Here is a 19501-nt window from a genome sequence, read left to right as displayed (position 1 = left end):
CCTCTATCCTGCCGGACAGTCCGGCAGGACAGAGGGGGGGTGCTTCGCGCAGCCCATGGCGGTCCTTCAAATCGTGATGTAATAACCTGCGGCCTTCCGGCTCGGCGCTGCGCGCCGATCCACCTTCTCCCACAAGGCCCACAAGGGGGGAAGGAAAGGAGCTTCACTGCAGCTGCGGTTTCTTGAGAAAGCTGTTGCGGTCGGCCGACTTGACGCGCAGCCAGGTTTCGCGGCCGTCGCGCACAACACGCAACGGGATCTCGGCGCCCGCCTGGTTCTGCCACAACTTGCGGTAGAAATCGGCGAGCCCGTCGACTTCGCCGTCGCGCACATCCGAGATGATGTCGCCCTGGCGCAGGCCGGCTTCGGCGGCCGGGCTGCCTTCGGCGACGCTCATCACCACGACCTCGCCATTGCTTTCGGCGGAGAAGGCGCCGAGCCATGGGCGCGGTGGCTTGGCAACCTGGCCGCGTGTCAGCAGATCGTCGAGGATGGGCGGCAGCAGGTCGATCGGCACCACCATGTTGATATCGGCCATCTCGCCGGCGCGGCTCATCTGCAGGCGCAGAGAACCGATGCCGAGCAGCCTGCCGTCCTGCCCGATGAGGGCCGCACCTCCCCATGACGGATGAGCCGGCGCGGTGAAGATCGCCTCGTCCAGCAGATATTCCCAATAGCCGGCGAATTCCTGCTTGGTGACGATGTACGCGCTTACCGCCTGGCCGATGCCGTCGGCGAGCACCACCGGGTCGCCGGCCATCGCCCTGGCCGCGTCGCCGAAAGCCACTGCGGGCAGGGAGAGCGGGGCCAGCGCCTGCACTAGGCCGAAGCCCGTTTCCTGGTCGTAGGCGAGCGCGTGCGCGGGAATCACGCGCCCGCTGTGGTCGGTCAGCCAGACTTCTTCCGCCTCGGTGATCAGATAGCCGATGGTGAGCACCAGGCCGTTGTCGCGAATGACCACGCCGCTGCCTTCCCGGCTGGTGCCTAGCGCATTCGCGGTGAAGGCATCATCCGGAATCGACGCGCGCACCGTCACGATGGACCGCAAAATCGTATCGATGGTCATGCTCTCAATCCTGGCAATATTCACGACGACCGTTCAGAGGGCCGGCATCTTCTATAGCTATGGCGCATGTCACGAGGCGCAAGGGCCGGATGCAATCGCGCAGGCTTGCGCTGCCGACACCGACAATAGTTCAAGACAAGTTGAACTTCCGTCAGCCCGCACTACCTGTATCTATGCAAGCTGATCCTCGCCAAGACCCTCCCCGCTCACAAAGGCCTCCCGAAATGAACCAATACACACCGCCGAAAGTATGGACCTGGAACAAGGAGAATGGCGGCGCCTTCGCCAGCATCAACCGGCCGATCGCCGGCCCGACGCATGACAAGCAGTTGCCGGTCGGCAAGCATCCGCTGCAGCTTTACTCGCAGGCGACACCAAACGGCGTGAAGGTGACGATCATGCTGGAGGAACTGTTGGCGCGCGGCCACAAAGGCGCCGAATATGACGCCTGGCTGATCAGGATCAACGACGGCGACCAGTTCGGCAGCGGCTTCGTCGAGGTCAATCCCAACTCCAAGATCCCGGCGCTGATGGACCGCAGCGGGCCGAAGCCGATCCGCGTCTTCGAATCCGGCTCGATCCTGCTGCATCTGGCCGAGAAATTCGGCGAGTTCCTGCCGACCGAGCAGCCGGCGCGCGCAGAAACCCTGTCGTGGCTGTTTTGGCAGATGGGCTCGGCGCCCTATCTCGGCGGCGGCTTCGGCCATTTCTACGCCTATGCTCCGGAAAAGTTCGAATATGCCATCGACCGCTTCGCCATGGAGGTGAAGCGCCAGATGGATGTGCTCGACCGGCGCCTGGCGGCAAGCGAATATCTCGGCGGCGACGCCTACACGATCGCCGATATCGCCGTGTGGCCCTGGTATGGCGGGCTGGCCAAGGGCCGCATGTACAACGACGCCGGCGCGTTCCTGTCGGTGCAGGAATACAAGCACGTGCAGCGCTGGGCCGACGCGATCGACGCACGGCCGGCGGTGCAGCGCGGCCGCATGGTCAACCGCGCCTTCGGCGAGCCGGCGATGCAACTGCACGAGCGCCACGACGCCAGCGATTTCGACACCAGGACGCAGGACAGACTGGCGGCGGAGTGATCAGAGCGACGGAGCTGGAGCGGATGACGCGCTGCGCAGTATCGGGCATATGCGCTCGGAGATATATACTGTTTGACTAAAGTAACGGAACGTCCAATGCACATTCCCAGAACCGAACATGTCCGCTTTCAAGCGGTTTAGACCATACTGTCTATCTGATGAACATCATGGTCTAGGCATGTTTATATTTGTGGTGGCCGACCTGAATCTCGAAACCACATGGCGTCTCGACGGTCCAGTACTCGCGGCTCGCGGTCACCTGTGTTCTTTCGTTCGGCCCTATAGATCAGCCGGACGACGGACAAAAAATATCCAACCTGCAGGACGATCAAGGTAAGGACCGTCCAGCCCAGCGCCTTCCAGATTGAACCCGTTGCGAAGAAAGTCGAGAGCGCCACGACGAATGCCGCGGCGGTCATCCCCACCAGGAACTGTGGAAAATTCATCGCTTTTCAAGGCCGCCCCGGAGCTTCTAACAGCCGCGGCGACCACCCTTGCCCATTTACCCCGGACCAACGTTTTCACCCTTTTGGCGGTTGCGCAAGGGGCAAATGGATGGGAAGCGTGCGCATGGTTGATGCAGAGGCGAGCGGTGCGCCGAAGCTGCCAATCTCCCCCCTTGAGGGGGAGATGCCAAGTGGGGGCAAAGAGGGCAGGCCAGAGGGGGGGCGCTGTCCCGCCGGCGTCAAAAACTACTACAGGCGCAACGCTCAGGCCGACATGGCCAGCGGCCTAGCGCTCTTGTTGGGGATCTGGATGTCGATCTCCAGCGTCGACATCGTCTCGCCGCGATCCATCGAGACCTGCAGATAATCCTGGTCGATCTGCACATGCCTGGCGATGACGGCCATGATCTCCTCGCGCAGCACCGAGACGAGATCGGGCTGGCTGCGGTTGCGGCGCTCATAGGCGAGCAGCACCTGCAGCCGCTCGCGCGCCACCGGCGCGCTGCCGCGCCGCTTGAAGAGGTCTAACAGGCTCATGCTGCCCTCCTTCCAAAAAGCCGATCGAGAAAGCCCTTGCGCTCGAACGGCACGACGACCGGCAGGTCCTCGCCCTCGAGCCGTTTGGCCGCCTCGATATAGGCGCGGGCGGCGGAGTTGGTCGGATCGCTGAGTGTCACCGGCGACCCGAGGTTGGAGGCCTTGAGCACGTCCTGGCTCTCGGGAATGATGCCCAGCAGCGGCGTCGACAGTATCTCGAGCACATCGTCGATCGAGAGCATTTCGCCGCGCGCCGCGCGCGCCGCATCGTACCGCGTCACCAGCACATGCTTGGCGATCTGCTCGCCCCGCTCGGCCTTGACGGTCCTGGCGTCGAGCAGGCCGATGATGCGATCGGAATCGCGCACCGAACTGACTTCCGGGTTGGTGACGATGACCGCCTCGTCGGCAAAGCGCATGGCAAGCTGCGCGCCGCGCTCGATGCCGGCCGGGCTGTCGCAGAAGACGTAGTCGAACACCGAGCTCAGCTTTTCGATCACCTCGCCGACGCCCTCCTCGGTCAGCGCATCCTTGTCGCGCGTCTGCGAGGCCGGCAGCAGGAACAGCGTCTCGACCCGCTTGTCGCGGATCAGCGCCTGCGACAGCTTGGCCGTTCCCTGGATGACGTTGACCAGGTCGAACACCACCCGCCGCTCGGCGCCCATGATTAGGTCGAGGTTCCTCAAGCCCACGTCGAAGTCGACCAGCGCCACCCTCTTGCCGGTTCTCGCGACGGCGGCGCCAAGGGCGGCCGTCGAGGTCGTCTTGCCGACGCCCCCCTTGCCCGAGGTGACCACCACAACTTTGCCCATCTATGCCTCCTTATTGTTGCTTGTATTGTTAAGTGTTTGATTTATGCGATGCGCTTAAGTCTTTGTTTTAATTCTAAAACTGCTGCCATACTTTCGGGCGACTGCATTAGCTGAACGGCGCGATGCGCAGCGTGTCTTTTTCCAGAAACGCCTGCACCGCTTTTCCACGCAAGGCCGGCTCCATCTCCTCGGCGGTGCAATACCAGCCGTCGACCGACAGCAGTTCGGCCTCGTTTTTGCGGCAGAAGATGCGCGCCGCCGAATGGCCGAGCACACCGGCCGACGCCCGCCCGCGCAACGTGCCGTAGACGTGGATCGAGCCGGCAGCGACGATCTCGGAACCGGAGGCGACCGAGCCCAGCACGATGACATCGCCATGCGCGTGGAAGATCGACTGGCCCGAGCGAATCGGCGTCTTGACCATCAGCGTGGCCGGCGCGTCCGGCAGCCTGTCTTCTGGTTGCCTGTCTTCTGACTGCTTGCCCGGTTCCGCCCTGCCTTCTTCCGCCCTGCCCGCCTCTTCCGGCCTGCCGGCAGCCTTTTGGTCGGCCTGCATGAGCAGCCCGGCTGTGGCCTCTTTGGCGCCGATCAGCAAAGGCGGCAGACTGGGCTCAAGCACCGTGTTGCCGTCGAGCTCTATGGCATAGATGCGGATGCCGCGCAGGCCAAGCTCGGCAACCAGCGCTTCGATCTGGCTGACCGCGGGCTTCAACGTGTTGAGGTTGAGCACCACCGGGCGGCCGGCAAAATAGCCGGGAGAATTGCCGATCCAGCGGTCGAGGCTTTCCAGCCACTCCGAAAGCGGCGTCTCCGGGGTGAGCGTGAAGGCGACGAAGGAGCGGGCGCGAAAGCGAATGGATTTGGTCTCGACGGGGGCGGCGAAGGTCACGGACAGCGATTCCTTACTGATAGGTAAACGCTAGCCAGCCATGGTTAACGAAAGGTTAACGGAGGGCTGTTTGCGGCGTCCGAAAAGCTGTTACTGACAGGCTCGGCGTGTCAGCAGCCGCAGACAACGCTGGAAATCGCCGGCCCCTCCTCGACACCTTGCTGGCTAAGCGCCCTTTGCTGCGTCCTCGATCAGTTCCGCCAGCAAGCTAGAGAACCGCTCGTCAGCCCTATCCCCGATGTTTCCCACTTCTCTTGCCACCATCCCCGGTGAAGAGACCGACACTTGTCCACTGAGCTGGACGTTGACCGTGAACGTTCTTCCGACCACCTCCTTTTCCGTTCCCCGCTTCCTGTAGATTCTGAACCGAATAGATGGTGTTGATGCTTTGGCTTGGCGGCGTGGCGCGGTGTCCATCTCGACGGCCACCTCGCCTGCTACGTCAGCCCTGGCCGTTTCCAGCGACGCGACCACGACGTCGTTTAGCCAGGCCCTTGCTTGCGCGCCGAAGTCCACCGCCTCGGCCTTCTCATTGCCGACCTTCCCCTCTTGCTCACGGCGGGCTTCCTTGCCGCGGTCAAGGGCATCTTTGAACTTGGACATCATGGTTTGCCTCCGATTGTGAGCGCATGAGACCAGCTGTCACATCGCCATGGCTCCTCCTAATGGGTAGAACGCGCGCGAGCGGTGTGCGTTGCGTAGGCGGAGCCCGCGGTTCGCCGCTGCGCACGACGGTATCCTTCTGCCGCGGTCGATCGCCGGAATGACGGCGGTGATCGCGGCGCTGTGGGCTGGGGTAGCGTGTCAGCAGCCAGCCGGACAGCGCTGGAAATTACCTGCCCTTTCCCACAAGATGCCTGAACATTGCTGAGGGCTCGACATGTGCAACCTCTACAACATCACCACCAGCCAGGAGGCGATCCGCCAGTGGACCCGCGCCCTGCGCGACAGTCTCGGCAATCTCGAGCCCTCCATCGACATCTACCCCAACCAGCCCGGCCCGGTAGTTCGCAACGCGCCGGACGGTGAGCGGGAACTGGCCAACCTGCTGTGGGGCATGCCGACGCCGGTCGAACGCGTGAAGGGCAAGGCCGACTACGGCACCACCAACATCCGCAACCCGCAATACGGCCACTGGCAGCAATTTCTCGGCGTCGAGAACCGCTGTGTGGTGCCGCTCACCAGTTTTGCCGAACCGAGCCCAACGCCGGGCGACAAGGATCCGGATACCGGTATCCAAAAAAACTACTGGTTCGCGCTGGGCGAGGCGCGGCCGCTGTTCTTCTTCGCCGGGCTGTGGACACGCTGGCAAGGCGTGCGCAAGATCAAGGACGGCCCGGGCGAGTTCGAGCTCTACGGTTTTCTGACCACCAGGCCCAACGCCCTGATCGCGCCGATCCACGAGAAGGCGATGCCCGTGATCCTGACCACGCAGGAGGAAACCGAGACCTGGCTGAGCGCGCCGTGGTCGGAAGCCAGGCATCTGCAACGCACGGCAGCGGACGACGCGCTGGTGATCGTCGACAAGCCGGCGACGCAGATAAAATTTCCGCCGCAGGCCCCACAGGCGCCGGTACAGGGTTCGCTGTTCTAAAGCTTGAATTTTTGCAGCACCCAGATGTAGCCTTTTGGCGGATGGTCCTGGTCGACGAACTGGGTCTTCACCGTCGTGTCCGTTCGGCTACACCGCTTGCATCTGAATCGGATGGTCTCCAGCGGCTTGTTCCAGCCCACCACCTTGGCCACGTCGTTGGCCCGAAAACGCCCGACATGGTAGCAGTGGCCGCACTCGACGATCAGCAGCATGTTGGCCTTCGCGGCACGTCCAACGCTGTCCATCGGCCCGGCCATGGCCTCATTTCCGAGGCAAATAGCCCTCGGGAAGCGGAAGCAGGCCAAGATCCGGCATCCGGAAATCGGGCTCCTTCTCCGCTACGCTGGCCATCACCTCATGCAATTTTTCGGCAAGCCCGCAAAGCTGCCAAAACAGCTCGCCATGCGCCTTCAGATGCAGTTGCGACGAAAGCACCGTCCTGCGCAGGCTGAGAGCGTCGCTGATGATCGCCTCGGCATGCCTCGCCGACAGCCTGTCAAACCGGCTTTTTCGTCTGCCCATCGCGGCTCTCCCCAGTTTGTGAGCAACCGCCCCACCACTGACAAATAGGAAGGCATTCCTCGCCAAGTCAATTCACACTTGACACCTTTTGTTCCCGTTTTGTTCAATTTAAACAGAAACTGTCAGAGGCATCGTCATGGACCACATCGTGACGCTGGACAGACGCCAGGAGGCCGCCCTTCAGGCGATCGCCCAAAAGTTCATCGCCCAGCACAAGGGCGACGCGGTGAAGGCGCTCAAGGAGATGATCGTGCTCAATGGGCACCTGCAGGAGCGGCTTGACGCCGTGGAGGGACGGCGCCGGGCGACGCGGTAAGCGCTTACAGATGACGGTAGCAGGACGCGTGTTCAATCGTGCCGTTCGAAGGTCGGCTTAGCGCCTATCTTGGTCATTCGAAGCAATTTCGCTGTTACTCGAAAGCGGACATCGGCAGCGCGAAGCTATTGGTCCTGGTTGCGCCATGTTCAGACATTCGCGGTGCTTCTCCAGAGCGGACGTTAGCTCATCGGTAGGAGTCGACCTGCGGACCATGCCTGATGGTAGATGTAGGGAACGACGTGACCCCCATGCGATGAAGCGGCGGTAGGCCGCCGCTCCGAATTTGAGCGGCCCGTCCGGCAACGCTATAATTGACCGGCAGGGGACGTTATCGATGACGCAAATCAGAGCCATGACTGAGCAGGACGTGCCGTCGGTATCGCTGCTCATTGGAGAGTCTTGGCGCAGGACGTACTCGCCAATCATGGGTGCCGAGACCGCGGCCCTGATTTCGGATGAAGATCACACGCTGCAGCGGATTGCGGCGGAACTGACAGACACCAACAAAATGTCGTTCGTGGCAGAACGGCCAGACGGCTCGATTGCCGGCTACGCGATGGCTAAGATGAATGAAGCCGGCGACGTGATGCTTGACCGGCTCCACATCGATCAAAGCGAGTACGGCACCGGGCTAGCCGCTAATATATTGCACGCTGTCTTTGCCGCCCATTCCGGCATCCTGAGCATCGCACTCGAAGTGCTCGAGGGAAACGACCGGGCAATGGCCTTTTACCGCAAACATGGTTCGAAGTGGCCGCGTTGCACGGTGCAGAAGGCCATGCATCGTTGATTATCCGCAAACTGCTATCGCGCGCCTAGTCGGAACTCGCGCATCGAACAGTACATCACGTCTTCCGTCCCCAGCGCACCGGCGGCCTCCCCGTTCGCAATCCAAATAGACGTCTTTCAGCTGTTTGATTGGCATGTCAGCGTGAGCGAGCGCGAGGGACTTAACAACTGACATGATCATTTTGAGATCCTCCCTAGTTCCCGTCGGTCAACATTCAGTCCTTGGGGTCGCAGGTGTAGTGCCGTTCGAAGGTCCCGTCCGCGCGCCGCTGCTTGTCGAAGCCGCGATGTAAGGCTCGATCGCGCGCTCGTGGACCAGCCAAAGGGGATCTCGGCCGAGGCGTAGCTACTGCCGGCGGCCAACCGTTTCGGGATCGAGGCCGAAGCGATCCTGGTGCGCTCGATCGTCGTGCCGGCCGCGCCTGCCTCCGCATGACGGATGGCGCGGCTTCGCAAAGCGCACATGATTTCGTCACGTGAGATGCCGATGTCGCCAAGAACGTCATCGGGTAAACGGCTCAACTGGTCCGTTGCCGACAAGAGAGCTTTTCCCTCCGCGCGGAGGCGTAACCACCTGCGAAATGGACCAATGGCGGCAGCATGAATTATAACCATGATCAGATCGTACCTTCATTGATCTGAATTGACCGGTACGGAACGGCGCGAACGGCACTCCGGGCGAGAGCGTCAGCCGTCCGCGAGGCAAGTTAGGCGTAGTGGTCGATGGATTGGTTTTGCCGCCGCGTGCCCATACGGCGGGCGGTGGCTGGCCCCGGGCCACGCATGTAATAAAGCTCCGGGCGGTAGCGCGGCGCGACGAATTTGCGAAACCCCGCAGCAAGTTTTGTGACGGGAGCCAAGAATTTCATGACTGTTCCCTTTCCTTTCGCCGGCTTGCGCACGAGCCGGCGGGCCTGACGTTGCAACAAGGATATGACAGTCGAACCAGGGTCGGCTGTGGGAATTCCCACACCGGGGAAAACATTGGAAAAATCCGTCTCAGTTTTGCTTTCCGGAAAGCGGCGCCTGCGGCCATCAAATTTCCTTGGATAGGGAGTAAGATGAAGTACACCTGATTGAACAAGAGGCTGTTGTGACAGGCTCTCCGGCCTTCATCTCAAGACTTTGCGATGCCGACCTCGCCGCGCTGACCAAACGGTGGCACGAGCGCAGCTATCGACACAACGAGCTGATCATTTCCCACGGCGACACTGGTCGCGATGTCTTCTTCCTGCTGGAAGGACGGGCTCGCGTGACACTGGTTTCAGCGGACGGCAGGGAGATAGCGTATCGCGATGTCGAACCGGGTGACATTTTCGGGGAGCTCGGAGGCATTGACGGGATTGCACGCTCTGCTAGCGTCGTCGCGCTGGAGGCAACCCGCGCTGCACGGCTGTCCGGCACAGCATTCCGGGATATCGTGATGACCCATCCGACTTTCGCCTGGATGCTGCTTGAGCATCTGTCTGCCCAGCTCCGGCGCATGACCGAGCGGGTATTCGAATACAGCACTCTGGTCGTGCGAAAACGGCTGATCGTCGAGCTCCTGCATCGGGCGGAGAAAGCCGCACTCGTGGACGGCGAGGTGTCCATAAGCCCGGCACCGACGCATTCCGAGCTGGCGGCAACGATGAGCACGCACAGGGAAGCGGTCTCGCGCGAAATGAGCGACCTCGCCAAGAGAGGCCTGATCGAAAAGCGCGGCAGCAGGTTATTGCTGCATGACGTCTCGGCACTACGGGCGCTGGTCGACAAGAAGGAATAGCGAAGGCTGTCGCTGCGGCGGGGGGCACCGCACGTTTCATACTCCTCGGCCGCGTGATTATTCCTTCCGGCAAACCGGGCAACCTAGCGTGCCAGCGCGCGGGTCGGGCTTTGATCGCTTCACCCCTTGCAAGAATCATGACTGGGCTTCTTGATGCGGGCACGGAACGTTATCCCCAGCCTGCTTGCAGACTTACAAGGGCGGATCGAAGGGTGAGTTTGCTCGGGAGTGCCGAGCCGAGCCCCAAGCGAAGAAGGACGGGCCATGGAGCAAGATAACGTTTTTTACGTCGGTGTCGATGTGTCGAAAGCCAAGCATGCTGTCGCGATTGCCGAGGGCGGACGCGGTGGAGAGGTCCGGTATTTCGGCGAGGCGTTCCCCCGCGCGTCGTCACCGGAACATCGTAGCCGTGAAGCCGAACCGTGACGGTCCCGTCATCGTGAACAAGCGTCACCTCGCCATCGTGATCGTGTCGCACGGCTTGGCTGAAGACCAAGGCCTGTTCGAGCGACGAATACGAACTTCTTGGCGTCGAGCGCGAGGCAGGCAAGCCGGCTTTCGCGCTCATGGCCGAGCGCGGCACGGACGCTATGTCGGCTCGGCTTTCATTACCTTAAACCGGGAGTTGCGCGAACGGCTCTGGAAACGGGTGCAGGAGCATGCAGAAGCCCCGCCAAACGGGATGAAACGGCCGGCGACGCAATGGGTCAAGCCGGTGCTGATCGGCCGCGTGAAGCATCTCCGCGGCGAGGAGAATCTGCGCCATGCCTCGCTGCAGGATTTTCGGGAGGAAGACTAGGGTAAAACTCAGTCATTCTGGCTATGCCGCGAATGGCCGAGATGGGTTAGGCCCTGCCGTTTGAATCGGTCGGCCGCAACGAGCACAGAGCGCCAACTGCAGACGCTTGAAGAGATGTGCGCTCCGTTGGCTCAAAGAACGTTCCGCTCCGCCGGGTTTCGCTCTATCAACTCTGCCACAAGGCGTTGAAGTCGCCAGAGGTTGCGGTCGCGTATCCCCTTGGCTTCGAGGTGAGAAACCGTGTTGAGCAAGTACTCGGCCCCGGTGCCCCAATGACCGCAGGCCCGGGCCAGGACATCGGCAACTGCTTCAAGTGACTGACGACCGGCATAAAGAGGCGAGGCGCGGTTCATAACAAAGGTCAACGCCGGCGTGGCTCCCGAGGCGGTCTCGACCGTGATCCAGCGGGGCATGCTATTGGCCGGCTTGTAGGTGAACTCGCGTCGAAACAGTTTGCCGAATTGGCGTTCGAGGTTGTCCTCTGGTAGGTCGTACAGGACGCCCCGGCATTGCCCTCCACGATTCAGGGCCATCATAAGGCCGGGCTGCTCTGGCGTGCCCCGAAAACGGGTCATGCGGAAGCAAAAAGCACGATGCCAACCCCGAGCAGCGCCGAGTTGCTCACCGATGTGCTCGATCTCCGGCTTCCAGATCAACGAGCCGTAAGCGAATAGGCGGGTCGGTGCCTTCGGGGCCGGATGAGCTCGGATCATTTGCTCGACCCAGCGGTCGTAGTCAGCATCGGTGTGTAGCTCGGCACCTGCCGTCAAACCCTGGTCTTGAACGACCTTGTGGACCCGCGCGACATGGTCCGCGGTCAGGGTCAGCTTTCTCATTTGGCTTGGCATCCCGTGCTCCATCGGATCAGGATCGCGTATCCTTGGCAGATGCTACCGGCGTTGCAAGATACGAACCGACGCACGGCTTGAATGCGCCACAACCCGCCATTCCCTGTTTCGATCGCAAACGGCCGGAGTCGAGCCATGGAGACATCCACTGCGTTGTCGAACGGGTTGTCGTTACCAGCAAACGGTCGCTCAGTGACCTTATGGCGGCAAACCTGCTTTTCTCAGCAAGCGGCCAAGCTCCCGAACTTTCTCAGGATCGCGGTAATACTCGCCGCTGGTGAAGACGGAGGCCGTAAGATCTGGCTTGCCCCCGACAGCTTCTCTAACGAGCCGACTGGCTTCGTCGACTCGGTTGAGTTCTACGAGTGCAGCCGCCCGATAGAGGCGCGATCTGTTGGTCTGAAACGTTAGCCTACCGAGGGATTCAATTGCTTCGGCATAGCGGCCCAGCGAATGGAGGGCCACGCCCCTTTCCTCGACGCAATACACAGGAAGGAATGGATCAAGCATTTCGGCGTCGTCGAGCAAACGCAAGGAACGCTCTGCTTCGCCCACAAAGGTAAAGATCGCGGCGCATCTTGCCTTGATGTAGGCATCCGTCGGGTTCAATTCCATTGCTCTGCGGCTGTGCGCCAGTGCCTCGTCGAAGTTGCCACCCATAAGTTCAAACGCGCCCATGATCCGGTTTGCCTCGGCATCGCAGGGGTCAAGCTGGAGCGCGCGGCAAATGTCCCGTCGACCTTGCTCGGGTCGAAACCCGGCAGCCCTGACGCTGCGCAGACCCTCCACGCATAGGCGGCCGCGTAGTGCGGATCGGCCTCGATCGCCTTTGAAAGCCAGCCGACGGCCTGGCGGGCATTGTCGTCGGTGACGCCGCCCAGGCGGTGATGATCGAGCCGCGCAAGAGGCAGTCGAAGGCGGTCATGTTTTCTGGCGGCTTTCGGCGCGCCGCCACCATGGCTGCGTCCTCCATCCGTCCGGATACCGTCGCGGCGATCCTCGCGACGGTTCCATCAACCAAGGCGAGGATTTCCTCGAACGGACGCTGGACCTTGTCGCTCCAGACCACCGTCCCCTGGTCGGTTTCCGACAGCGTGAGGCTGATCGAAACCCGCTCTCCGATCTTGCGCACCTGCCCCTCAAGCACACATCGAACGCCCAGAGCCTCGCCGACCCTCACCGGATCCGGGTCGGAGTCCGCAACCGCGAAGCTCGCACTCCGCGAACTGACCGAAAGACGCCGAAACCGCCCCAGTTCGACAATAAGCTCCTCGGTGAGGCCCTCGGCGAGATAGCGCTGGTTCTCGTCGTCGCCCGAAACCCGGAAAGGGAGCACCGCGACCGATGCCGGCCACCGTTCCGTCGTGATGACTAGTTGCGTCGGCGGCGACTGCAGCCGATGCGCTCCGATCTCGCCGCGGACCCGATAGAGGTGCACCGATTCCGTAATGTTCTTGAACGCCCGCTCGCCCATATCGTCGAATATGAACGCAGAATTGCGGCGGACATGATCGAAGAGCGCACCGCTCACATAGATCGAGTCTGGTTCGGCTGCCGCCTGTATGCGCGCCGCGAGGTTGACGCCGTCTCCGACCAGATCATCGCCCTGCACCACGACATCCGCGATATGGAGACCGAACCGCATCCTGAAAGGTTCGGTGTCGGGCTCTTGTGCGCCTGCAAGCGCGCTGCGGATCTCGAATGCACTGCGCACGGCGTTTACGGCACTCGGAAATTCGGCGAGGGCCCCGTCGCCCGTCGTCTTGAAAACCCGGCCGTCGAGCAGATCGACCTTTTCCGAAATGAGGGCCAGACAGCTAGCCAAGCGTTCCGCGGTTTGCTCCTCGGCTCCATTTTGCGTTTCATAGCGAAGCTCCGTGGCGGGCGATCTCCCAATGGCAGCGCCATCGTCTTAGGCGTATCAGGTCAGGAGCTTAGCGCATTGCGAAGCCGGCCGCATCGGGAAAGCGCCTTGCAAACGTCTCGAAGAGGTTGCCGAAACGTCTAACACAAAGCGCGCTTGTGCGTAGTCCGGCTTCCATCCCTTTCGCGACCTTCAGAAGAAACGGCGCGACGGCCGGAATGGGTCAGTTCACGTCGATGCATGGGGGGCGCCTGAATGTCCGCTTCTCACACTCCAGGCCTCGAAGCCGCAAGTCCGCTTCCGGCCCCATCGTGTTCTCACCGAGCCACTGGCGCTGGTAGCGAGCCGCGAATGAAGGTATAGTTCAGGTATTGGATTACGGGTGGGCGGTAACCTGGACAATGGCTGGATTGCGTGAACAGATTGCGCGTGAGCAACGCACCATGGGACCGCTCCTGGTTGCGGCAGTGGTCGTCGGCCTTATAGGTCTGCCCGTCGCAGCCTGGCTCGACCTCCGAGATCTGTCGGAACGCATGCTGCGCACGCAAGCCAGCGAAATCAGCCGGATCATCGACGACATGCGCGGATTCTACGGCAGCGACGTCGTGGGACGGGTCCTGAAAGCAGACGGCGCCGTGACCGCGACGCACAATTACAGGGACGTGCCAGGTGCGATCCCTATCCCAGCAACCCTCTCAATCGAACTCGGCAAGCGCATCAGCGCTCACGACGGGTCCGTCAAATATCGCTTCGTCTCGGACCTACCTTTCAAAGGCCGCGAGCCCCACCAGCTAGACACATTCGAGCGCAACGCAATCTCTGCCTTTCGCGCCAATCCAAGTGAGCCCATCATCGAAGCCTCGGGTTCGCTGCTTGACCGACACGTTCGCGCGGCGGCTCCCGTAGTAATGGGACAAGTCTGCGTCAACTGCCATAACTCGCACCCGGACAGCCCCAAGACAGACTGGAAGGTGGGGGATGTCCGAGGTATCCAGGAGATATCGGTCGCCCAGCCAATCGGGGCCAACGTCCTCTCTTTCAAGTATCTGCTTCTGTATTTCGGCTTCGCAGCTGCGGCGGGTCTAACGTTCATTTTCCTGCAGCGTCGGCAGTCCGCCTTGGTTCACGGCATGAACACGGAACTCGCCGAGGCAAACGACTTTCTCGCCGCAATTTCATTGAAGATCGCCAAATATCTCTCGCCTCAAATTTATAAAAGCATCTTCAGCGGCCAAAAGGACGTGACTATCGCGACCGAGCGCAAGAAGCTCACAATCTTTTTCTCAGATATCAAAGATTTCACCGCGATCGCGGAACGGCTCCAGCCTGAGGACCTCACGGCACTCCTCAACGAGTACTTCACCGAGATGTCAATGATCGCGCTCAAGCACGAGGCTACGGTCGACAAGTTCATCGGCGACGCACTTCTTGTGTTCTTCGGAGACCCCGAGACAAAGGGTGTCGAGGAGGACGCGAGGGCCTGCTTGCGCATGGCTGTCGACATGCAGCGCCGGCTAGAGCAGCTGAACAGGTTGTGGCGTGATCGAGGAATTGAGCAGCCGTTCCGAGCTCGCATGGGCATCAACACGGGCTATTGCAATGTCGGCAACTTCGGCTCCGATGATCGCATGGACTACACGATCATCGGGGCCGAAGCGAACCTAGCGGCCCGCCTGCAATCGATTGCCGAACCTGGCGGCATCTGCCTTAGCTATGAGACCTATGCGCTCGTGCGCGACCTCGTCCGAGCGCGTCCGTTGGCGCCGATCGCCATGAAGGGGATCAGTCGGGAGGTTGTCCCCTATGAAGTCGAGGGCCTCCTTGGTGAACTGGCACAGCGCCCTCAGGTCATCAGCGAGCACGCGACTGGCCTCGACCTGTTCCTCGATGTCGAAGCGATCGACGAGAAGGGGGTCGAACGGGCAAAGAAACGTCTTTCGGAGGCGCTCCTGGCCTTAACCGCCCGAAGCAAGCCCGCTACTTTTTAGCAGGGTCCTTGAACGTCCGGTTCTGCCGCTACAGAGCCGTTTCGGAAACGCACCCTCGACCCGAAGCAGACTCCCGTAGTGGAGCCATGGATGACCGCTTCGCGCCTAATGTCGGCCGTTGAGGTGATCTCTACTGTTGCCCAATAGCAGACGTTGCCGGAGGCTATCCTGGAAATCGTGCTTGCGGATATTCCGGCCGTTCAGCTTCAGTCGACGGCCAAAGGAGGCTTTTCCGGACGGCGGAATGACAATGCACGCGGCCATACAGCCGCGCGCTTCAGTTGTCGGGGGTCCGACTGATCAGATCGCCTGACCACCCGAAACCTCGATCCGCTGTGCCGTAACCCAACGGTTATCCTCGCCCAGAAGGCTTGCCACCATTGGCCCGATGTCGTCGGGCAGCCCTACGCGGCCAAGCGCGGTCATCCCTGCGAATTGCGCGTTGACTTCGGCATTGTCGCGCACCAGCCCGCCACCGAAATCAGTTTCGATCGCTCCGGGCGCGACCGTGTTCACTGTGATCCCGCGTGCACCCAACTCTTTCGCCATATAGACGGTCAAGATTTCGACCGCCCCCTTGGCGGCCGCATAGGCCGAGAAGCCGGGATAGGACACGCGGGTCAGGCCCGAAGAAAAGTTCACGGTCCGCCCGCCATCTGCGATGAGCGGCAGAAGCGCCTGCACGAGGAAGAAGATGCCCTTCACATGGACGTCGAACAGACCGTCGAACTGCGCCTCGGTCGTATCGCCGATCATGGCGAATTCGCCGTGGCCGGCATTGTTGATCAGGTAATCGAAGCTGTCGCGGCCCCAGGTCTCTTTCAGCGCCGCGCGCAGGGTCTCGGCAAAGGCCGCGAAGCTGGCAACCACGCCGAGATCGAGCTGCAGAGCAACCGCCTTACGGCCCAGGGCTTCGATCTCGGCCACAACCTCGCGGGCCTGAGATGCGTTGCCGCGATAGGTGACGATCACGTCGCGACCATGCCGCGCGATGCTGACAGCGATGTTGCGGCCGAGGCCGCGGTTGGCGCCGGTGACGAGTGCGATCTTGGTCATGCGGGAAGTCCTTTCATCCGAAGTGATGGGAACAACATACGGCAAGAGCGTCTCCAGTTGTTGCCGATTCCTCGCGTAGTCTTGCCTGTTCCTGCAAATCTGGATCGGCCTGCCACACAGGATTTGCCAGAGGGTTCTGATTTCTTGCCTGATCCTTCTTCAGGTCTTGCCTGAAGCGCCACCACCCTTCATCTTGCTCATATGAGCCGAACGCTTCTCGACCTCGTGCGCAGCTTTGCCGACACTCATGCCGACCGTTTCGGGGCAGCGTCGACGCCTATTCCCGGCCTGACCGCGATCCGCGCCACGCAGCCCGGCGAATTGCAGGTGGCTGTCAATCGGCCGCTGGTGGCCATGCTGTTACAAGGTGCCAAGCGGGTCACGATAGGGGCCGAGACATTGGAATTCGGTCCGGGCGACTCGCTGCTGATCTCGGCCGATGTGCCCACGGTCAGCCAGATCACGCAGGCAACCCTCGGCGCGCCCTACTATTCGCTGGTGCTGGAACTCGACCCCGTCCTTATGCGGGAACTCGCGGTGGAGATAGCGGCGGTACCGGGCGATCCGCGCAAGCCTGTCCGAGTGGAGCCGACCGACGCAGATGTCGCCGATGTGGCGCTGCATCTGATGCGGCTTCTGGACCGTCCCTTTGCCCTCCCGGTCCTACAAGGGCCGTTGCTGCGCGAGATTCATTTCTGGCTTCTGGCGGGACGGCACGGATCGGCCCTTCGCAGCCTCGGCGGGGCCGATGGCCATGCACAACGCATCGCCCGTGCGGTCGCCATGATCCGCGAAAGCTATGCACGGCCGATCCGCATCGAGGAACTGGCCGAGGCCGCGGGGATGAGCACCTCGTCCTTCCACCAGCATTTCCGCCAGACCACCACGCTGTCTCCCTTGCAATTTCAGAAGCAGTTGCGCCTGATCGAGGCTCGGCGCCAGATGCTGGCCGATGGCACGAGCGTGCGTTCGGCGGCATACGCGGTGGGCTATGAGAGCGTGCCTCAGTTCACCCGCGAATATGGCCGTCTGTTCGGCAAACCACCGGCCCGCGACATACGGCGGGCACAGATGGCTGCGTAGTCTGACTCTGCTTCAGAAGAAAGCGAGCGTCCGCTGTGGGTCACATCCAGACCACCCTTTGAGCGCTGCGTACGTCCGCTTCTGCACCTCGATGGCCGAAAACTGACAGTCCGCAGTCGGCCCCGCTGCCGACTAGTCCCCTTTCGCTTCCCTTCCGGCCAATGGTGCGCCGAAGGAGAAGCACGATGGACATTTCCAGCACGATCCTGCCATGCCGGAGCGCAAAGCTTGGAATGCTAGCCGGAACGTCGCTCGCGCGATCGAGCGCTCTTTTTCGTCATCCAACGCATCTCTTCGCAACGAACCTCAGGTTCAGGTCCCACAAAAGGTCTTATAGACGCGGCCATCGCGCGGTGGTGGCTCGGCATAGCTCGCGAAGCCTGGCTGGACTTCGTATGGCTTGCCGAGCACGGTCAGAAGGTCCTCGAACGGTCCGAACTCCTGTTTCTCCACGGCGGCCTCGATGACCGCCTCAACGCGGTGGTTGCGCGGGATAACGGCAGGAGTTACGCGCTGCATGGAAGCCCGGCGCACTGAACCTTCCTGCGGCTCTTGCCCGAGCCGTTTGCGCCAGCGCTCGGCCCAGTCGTCATATGGGGCAGGGTCTTCGAAGAGGCTGCGCACCGCGACGTCGCCTTCGGGTCCAATAGCGGCCTCGCTCAGGCGTCGGAAAGTCAGGGTGAAGTCCGCCTTGCCAGCGACCATCCGATCGAGAAGATCATGCGTCAGCGCAAGATCGCCCTCCCGCTCCGACAAAAGTCCCAACTTGCGACGCAAGCCACTATTATACGCGTCGCTGAACCGTGCTGCGAAGGCAGAAAGCGCCTCTTGGGCCTGCTCCACGGATTTGTCCTGATCCCCAGCCAGGAGGGGCAGCAGACACTCCGCCAGCCGCGTCAGGTTCCACTGGGCGATCGCAGGCTGATTGGCATAAGCGTAGCGACCTAACTGGTCGATCGAGCTGAATACGGTGTTGGGATTGTAGATGTCCAGAAAAGCGCAGGGGCCATAGTCAATCGTCTCGCCGGCGATAGACATGTTGTCGGTGTTCATAACCCCGTGAATGAAGCCGACGAGGAGCCACTGCGCTACGAGGTTCGCTTGGCGCGCAATCACACTCTCCAGCAGTGCCAGGTAGGGGCGAGCAGCGCCCGCGGCATCCGGGTAGTGCCGGGCGATCGCGTGATCAGCGAGAGCCCTCACCGCATCCACGTCCCCGCGCGCCGCGAAGAATTCGAAGGTTCCGATCCGCATGTGGCTGGATGCGACCCGTGTCAGCACTGCGCCTGGCAGGTAGGTTTCTCGTATCACCTCATCACCCGTCATAACCGCAGCAAGCGCCCGAGTGGTCGGAATGCCAAGAGCCGCCATGGCCTCGCTGACAATGTACTCGCGCAGAACGGGTCCAAGCGCCGCCCGCCCGTCGCCGCCGCGGGAAAACGGTGTTCGGCCGGAGCCCTTTAGCTGGATATCCCGGCGCACTCCTTCCTGATCGACGATCTCGCCTAGCAGGATTGCCCTTCCGTCGCCGAGCTGCGGCACGAACTGACCGAACTGGTGTCCGGCATAGGCGGTAGCGATCGGCTCGGCACCTTCGGGAATCCGTTTGCCGGCAAGAATCTCAACACCCGCCTGCGTGGCGAGTTCTACCGGGTTGAGCCCGAGCTGGACGGCCAGCTCCTGGTTAAGCTTGAGGAGGTGCGGTGCGGAGACCGGGGTCGGGGAAACACGCGCATAAAACGAGCTCGGCAGCCGAGCATAGCTGTTGTCAAATGCAAAGCGTACCGTCATTCACACTCCTCAAACATCAACGGCAGTCGCGAGACGCTTCGTCGGTCGCAAAGATTGTTATCAATGACAATAGTTCCATCAGACTGCCGGTCCGTATACTGATGTGGCGATGCTCGAACTTCATTTCCAGCTACGTGCCAGAAATGGATGTATCGGTGCCTTCGGGCAAGTAGCCTCTTCGAGCGGAACGGCTACGACGCTTCTCGCGCCAGCGAACGTCTGGTCTTCGCGAATCGGTAGCC

22 protein-coding genes are annotated in these 19501 nt (G+C 61.6%); 8 read left to right on the top strand and 14 right to left on the bottom strand.

All coding sequences use genetic code 11. The features are described from left to right. Window positions 1-163: 163 nt before the first annotated feature. Complete coding sequence (locus tag AC0L15_RS23235; protein ID WP_287250318.1) at window positions 164-1066, bottom strand: S1C family serine protease; 903 nt, start codon at window positions 1064-1066, stop codon at window positions 164-166. Window positions 1067-1290: 224 nt separating this feature from the next. Here AC0L15_RS23235 and yghU point away from each other — a divergent pair, with 224 nt between their 5' ends. Continuing rightward, window positions 1291-2157, top strand: a complete 867-nt coding sequence (gene yghU, locus AC0L15_RS23230) for a glutathione-dependent disulfide-bond oxidoreductase (protein WP_287229482.1) — start codon at window positions 1291-1293, stop codon at window positions 2155-2157. A 182-nt stretch (window positions 2158-2339) separates the two neighbouring features. Here the strand turns inward: yghU and AC0L15_RS23225 are convergent, their stop codons facing one another. The 5 genes from AC0L15_RS23225 to AC0L15_RS23205 all read right to left on the bottom strand — a co-directional run bounded on the left by AC0L15_RS23225 (window position 2340) and on the right by AC0L15_RS23205 (window position 5447). Further along, entirely contained in the window at window positions 2340-2576 is a 237-nt protein-coding gene (locus tag AC0L15_RS23225; protein WP_353813172.1) for an exopolysaccharide production repressor protein, read from the bottom strand. Window positions 2577-2867: 291 nt separating this feature from the next. Further along, window positions 2868-3140, bottom strand: a complete 273-nt coding sequence (gene minE, locus AC0L15_RS23220; RefSeq protein ID WP_023803855.1) for a cell division topological specificity factor MinE — start codon at window positions 3138-3140, stop codon at window positions 2868-2870. Continuing rightward, window positions 3137-3952, bottom strand: a complete 816-nt coding sequence (gene minD / locus AC0L15_RS23215) for a septum site-determining protein MinD (RefSeq protein ID WP_023803856.1) — start codon at window positions 3950-3952, stop codon at window positions 3137-3139. Before minD ends, minE begins: the two co-directional genes overlap by 4 nt. A gap of 106 nt (window positions 3953-4058) precedes the next feature. Beyond that, window positions 4059-4841, bottom strand: coding sequence for a septum site-determining protein MinC (gene minC / locus AC0L15_RS23210; RefSeq protein ID WP_287066308.1), 783 nt, complete (start codon window positions 4839-4841; stop codon window positions 4059-4061). Window positions 4842-5006: 165 nt separating this feature from the next. After that, window positions 5007-5447, bottom strand: a complete 441-nt coding sequence (locus AC0L15_RS23205) for a hypothetical protein (RefSeq protein WP_287250314.1) — start codon at window positions 5445-5447, stop codon at window positions 5007-5009. Window positions 5448-5721: 274 nt separating this feature from the next. Between AC0L15_RS23205 and AC0L15_RS23200 the strand changes: the two genes are divergently transcribed. Further along, on the top strand, window positions 5722-6435 hold the full coding sequence (locus tag AC0L15_RS23200; protein WP_287250313.1) for an SOS response-associated peptidase: 714 nt from the start codon (window positions 5722-5724) through the stop codon (window positions 6433-6435). Here AC0L15_RS23200 and AC0L15_RS23195 read toward each other — a convergent pair. Both AC0L15_RS23195 and AC0L15_RS23190 read right to left on the bottom strand, forming a co-directional pair. Then, window positions 6432-6692: a hypothetical protein gene (locus AC0L15_RS23195; protein ID WP_027155395.1), complete on the bottom strand. Its 261-nt coding sequence runs from the start codon at window positions 6690-6692 to the stop codon at window positions 6432-6434. The genes AC0L15_RS23200 and AC0L15_RS23195 overlap by 4 nt on opposite strands. Window positions 6693-6696: 4 nt before the next feature. Next, a complete protein-coding gene (locus AC0L15_RS23190) occupies window positions 6697-6957 on the bottom strand; it encodes a hypothetical protein (RefSeq protein WP_287250311.1) in 261 nt (86 codons plus the stop codon). A 136-nt stretch (window positions 6958-7093) separates the two neighbouring features. Between AC0L15_RS23190 and AC0L15_RS23185 the strand changes: the two genes are divergently transcribed. Both AC0L15_RS23185 and AC0L15_RS23180 read left to right on the top strand, forming a co-directional pair. Further along, window positions 7094-7273 carry a hypothetical protein gene (locus tag AC0L15_RS23185; protein WP_128247673.1) on the top strand — a complete coding sequence of 60 codons (180 nt, stop codon included), beginning with the start codon at window positions 7094-7096 and terminating at the stop codon, window positions 7271-7273. Window positions 7274-7610: 337 nt separating this feature from the next. Beyond that, window positions 7611-8066, top strand: a complete 456-nt coding sequence (locus AC0L15_RS23180) for a GNAT family N-acetyltransferase (protein WP_236473060.1) — start codon at window positions 7611-7613, stop codon at window positions 8064-8066. A gap of 706 nt (window positions 8067-8772) precedes the next feature. On the opposite strand, the gene AC0L15_RS23175 is transcribed toward AC0L15_RS23180, so the two are convergent. Continuing rightward, a complete protein-coding gene (locus AC0L15_RS23175) occupies window positions 8773-8934 on the bottom strand; it encodes a hypothetical protein (protein WP_023803866.1) in 162 nt (53 codons plus the stop codon). A gap of 224 nt (window positions 8935-9158) precedes the next feature. On the opposite strand from AC0L15_RS23175, the gene AC0L15_RS23170 reads away from it, so the two are divergent. Both AC0L15_RS23170 and AC0L15_RS23165 read left to right on the top strand, forming a co-directional pair. Continuing rightward, window positions 9159-9830 (top strand): Crp/Fnr family transcriptional regulator, encoded by a 672-nt coding sequence (locus tag AC0L15_RS23170; RefSeq protein WP_091600388.1) that lies wholly within the window; start codon window positions 9159-9161, stop codon window positions 9828-9830. A gap of 316 nt (window positions 9831-10146) precedes the next feature. After that, on the top strand, window positions 10147-10629 hold the full coding sequence (locus AC0L15_RS23165; protein ID WP_473497191.1) for a hypothetical protein: 483 nt from the start codon (window positions 10147-10149) through the stop codon (window positions 10627-10629). A gap of 131 nt (window positions 10630-10760) precedes the next feature. On the opposite strand, the gene AC0L15_RS23160 is transcribed toward AC0L15_RS23165, so the two are convergent. From AC0L15_RS23160 to AC0L15_RS23150, 3 genes are all read right to left on the bottom strand, one after another. Continuing rightward, entirely contained in the window at window positions 10761-11465 is a 705-nt protein-coding gene (locus tag AC0L15_RS23160) for a gamma-glutamylcyclotransferase (RefSeq protein WP_287249696.1), read from the bottom strand. Between the two features lie 210 nt (window positions 11466-11675). Then, window positions 11676-12155 carry a hypothetical protein gene (locus AC0L15_RS23155; protein ID WP_287066315.1) on the bottom strand — a complete coding sequence of 160 codons (480 nt, stop codon included), beginning with the start codon at window positions 12153-12155 and terminating at the stop codon, window positions 11676-11678. A 28-nt stretch (window positions 12156-12183) separates the two neighbouring features. Beyond that, window positions 12184-13302 carry an adenylate/guanylate cyclase domain-containing protein gene (locus tag AC0L15_RS23150; protein WP_287249693.1) on the bottom strand — a complete coding sequence of 373 codons (1119 nt, stop codon included), beginning with the start codon at window positions 13300-13302 and terminating at the stop codon, window positions 12184-12186. Window positions 13303-13742: 440 nt separating this feature from the next. Between AC0L15_RS23150 and AC0L15_RS23145 the strand changes: the two genes are divergently transcribed. Continuing rightward, window positions 13743-15329, top strand: a complete 1587-nt coding sequence (locus AC0L15_RS23145; protein WP_128172976.1) for an adenylate/guanylate cyclase domain-containing protein — start codon at window positions 13743-13745, stop codon at window positions 15327-15329. Between the two features lie 300 nt (window positions 15330-15629). On the opposite strand, the gene AC0L15_RS23140 is transcribed toward AC0L15_RS23145, so the two are convergent. Next, window positions 15630-16385 (bottom strand): SDR family NAD(P)-dependent oxidoreductase, encoded by a 756-nt coding sequence (locus AC0L15_RS23140; RefSeq protein WP_128188165.1) that lies wholly within the window; start codon window positions 16383-16385, stop codon window positions 15630-15632. 201 nt (window positions 16386-16586) lie between these two features. Between AC0L15_RS23140 and AC0L15_RS23135 the strand changes: the two genes are divergently transcribed. Further along, a complete protein-coding gene (locus AC0L15_RS23135) occupies window positions 16587-17468 on the top strand; it encodes an AraC family transcriptional regulator (RefSeq protein ID WP_287249692.1) in 882 nt (293 codons plus the stop codon). A 312-nt stretch (window positions 17469-17780) separates the two neighbouring features. Here the strand turns inward: AC0L15_RS23135 and AC0L15_RS23130 are convergent, their stop codons facing one another. Beyond that, window positions 17781-19259 carry a protein adenylyltransferase SelO gene (locus tag AC0L15_RS23130; RefSeq protein ID WP_287249690.1) on the bottom strand — a complete coding sequence of 493 codons (1479 nt, stop codon included), beginning with the start codon at window positions 19257-19259 and terminating at the stop codon, window positions 17781-17783. Between the last annotated feature and the right edge of the window lie 242 nt (window positions 19260-19501).

It is taken from the genome of Mesorhizobium sp. WSM4846 (assembly GCF_055811415.1).
Note: the sequence above shows the minus strand (reverse complement) of the source record. Positions and strands in the feature narration are given on the sequence as shown.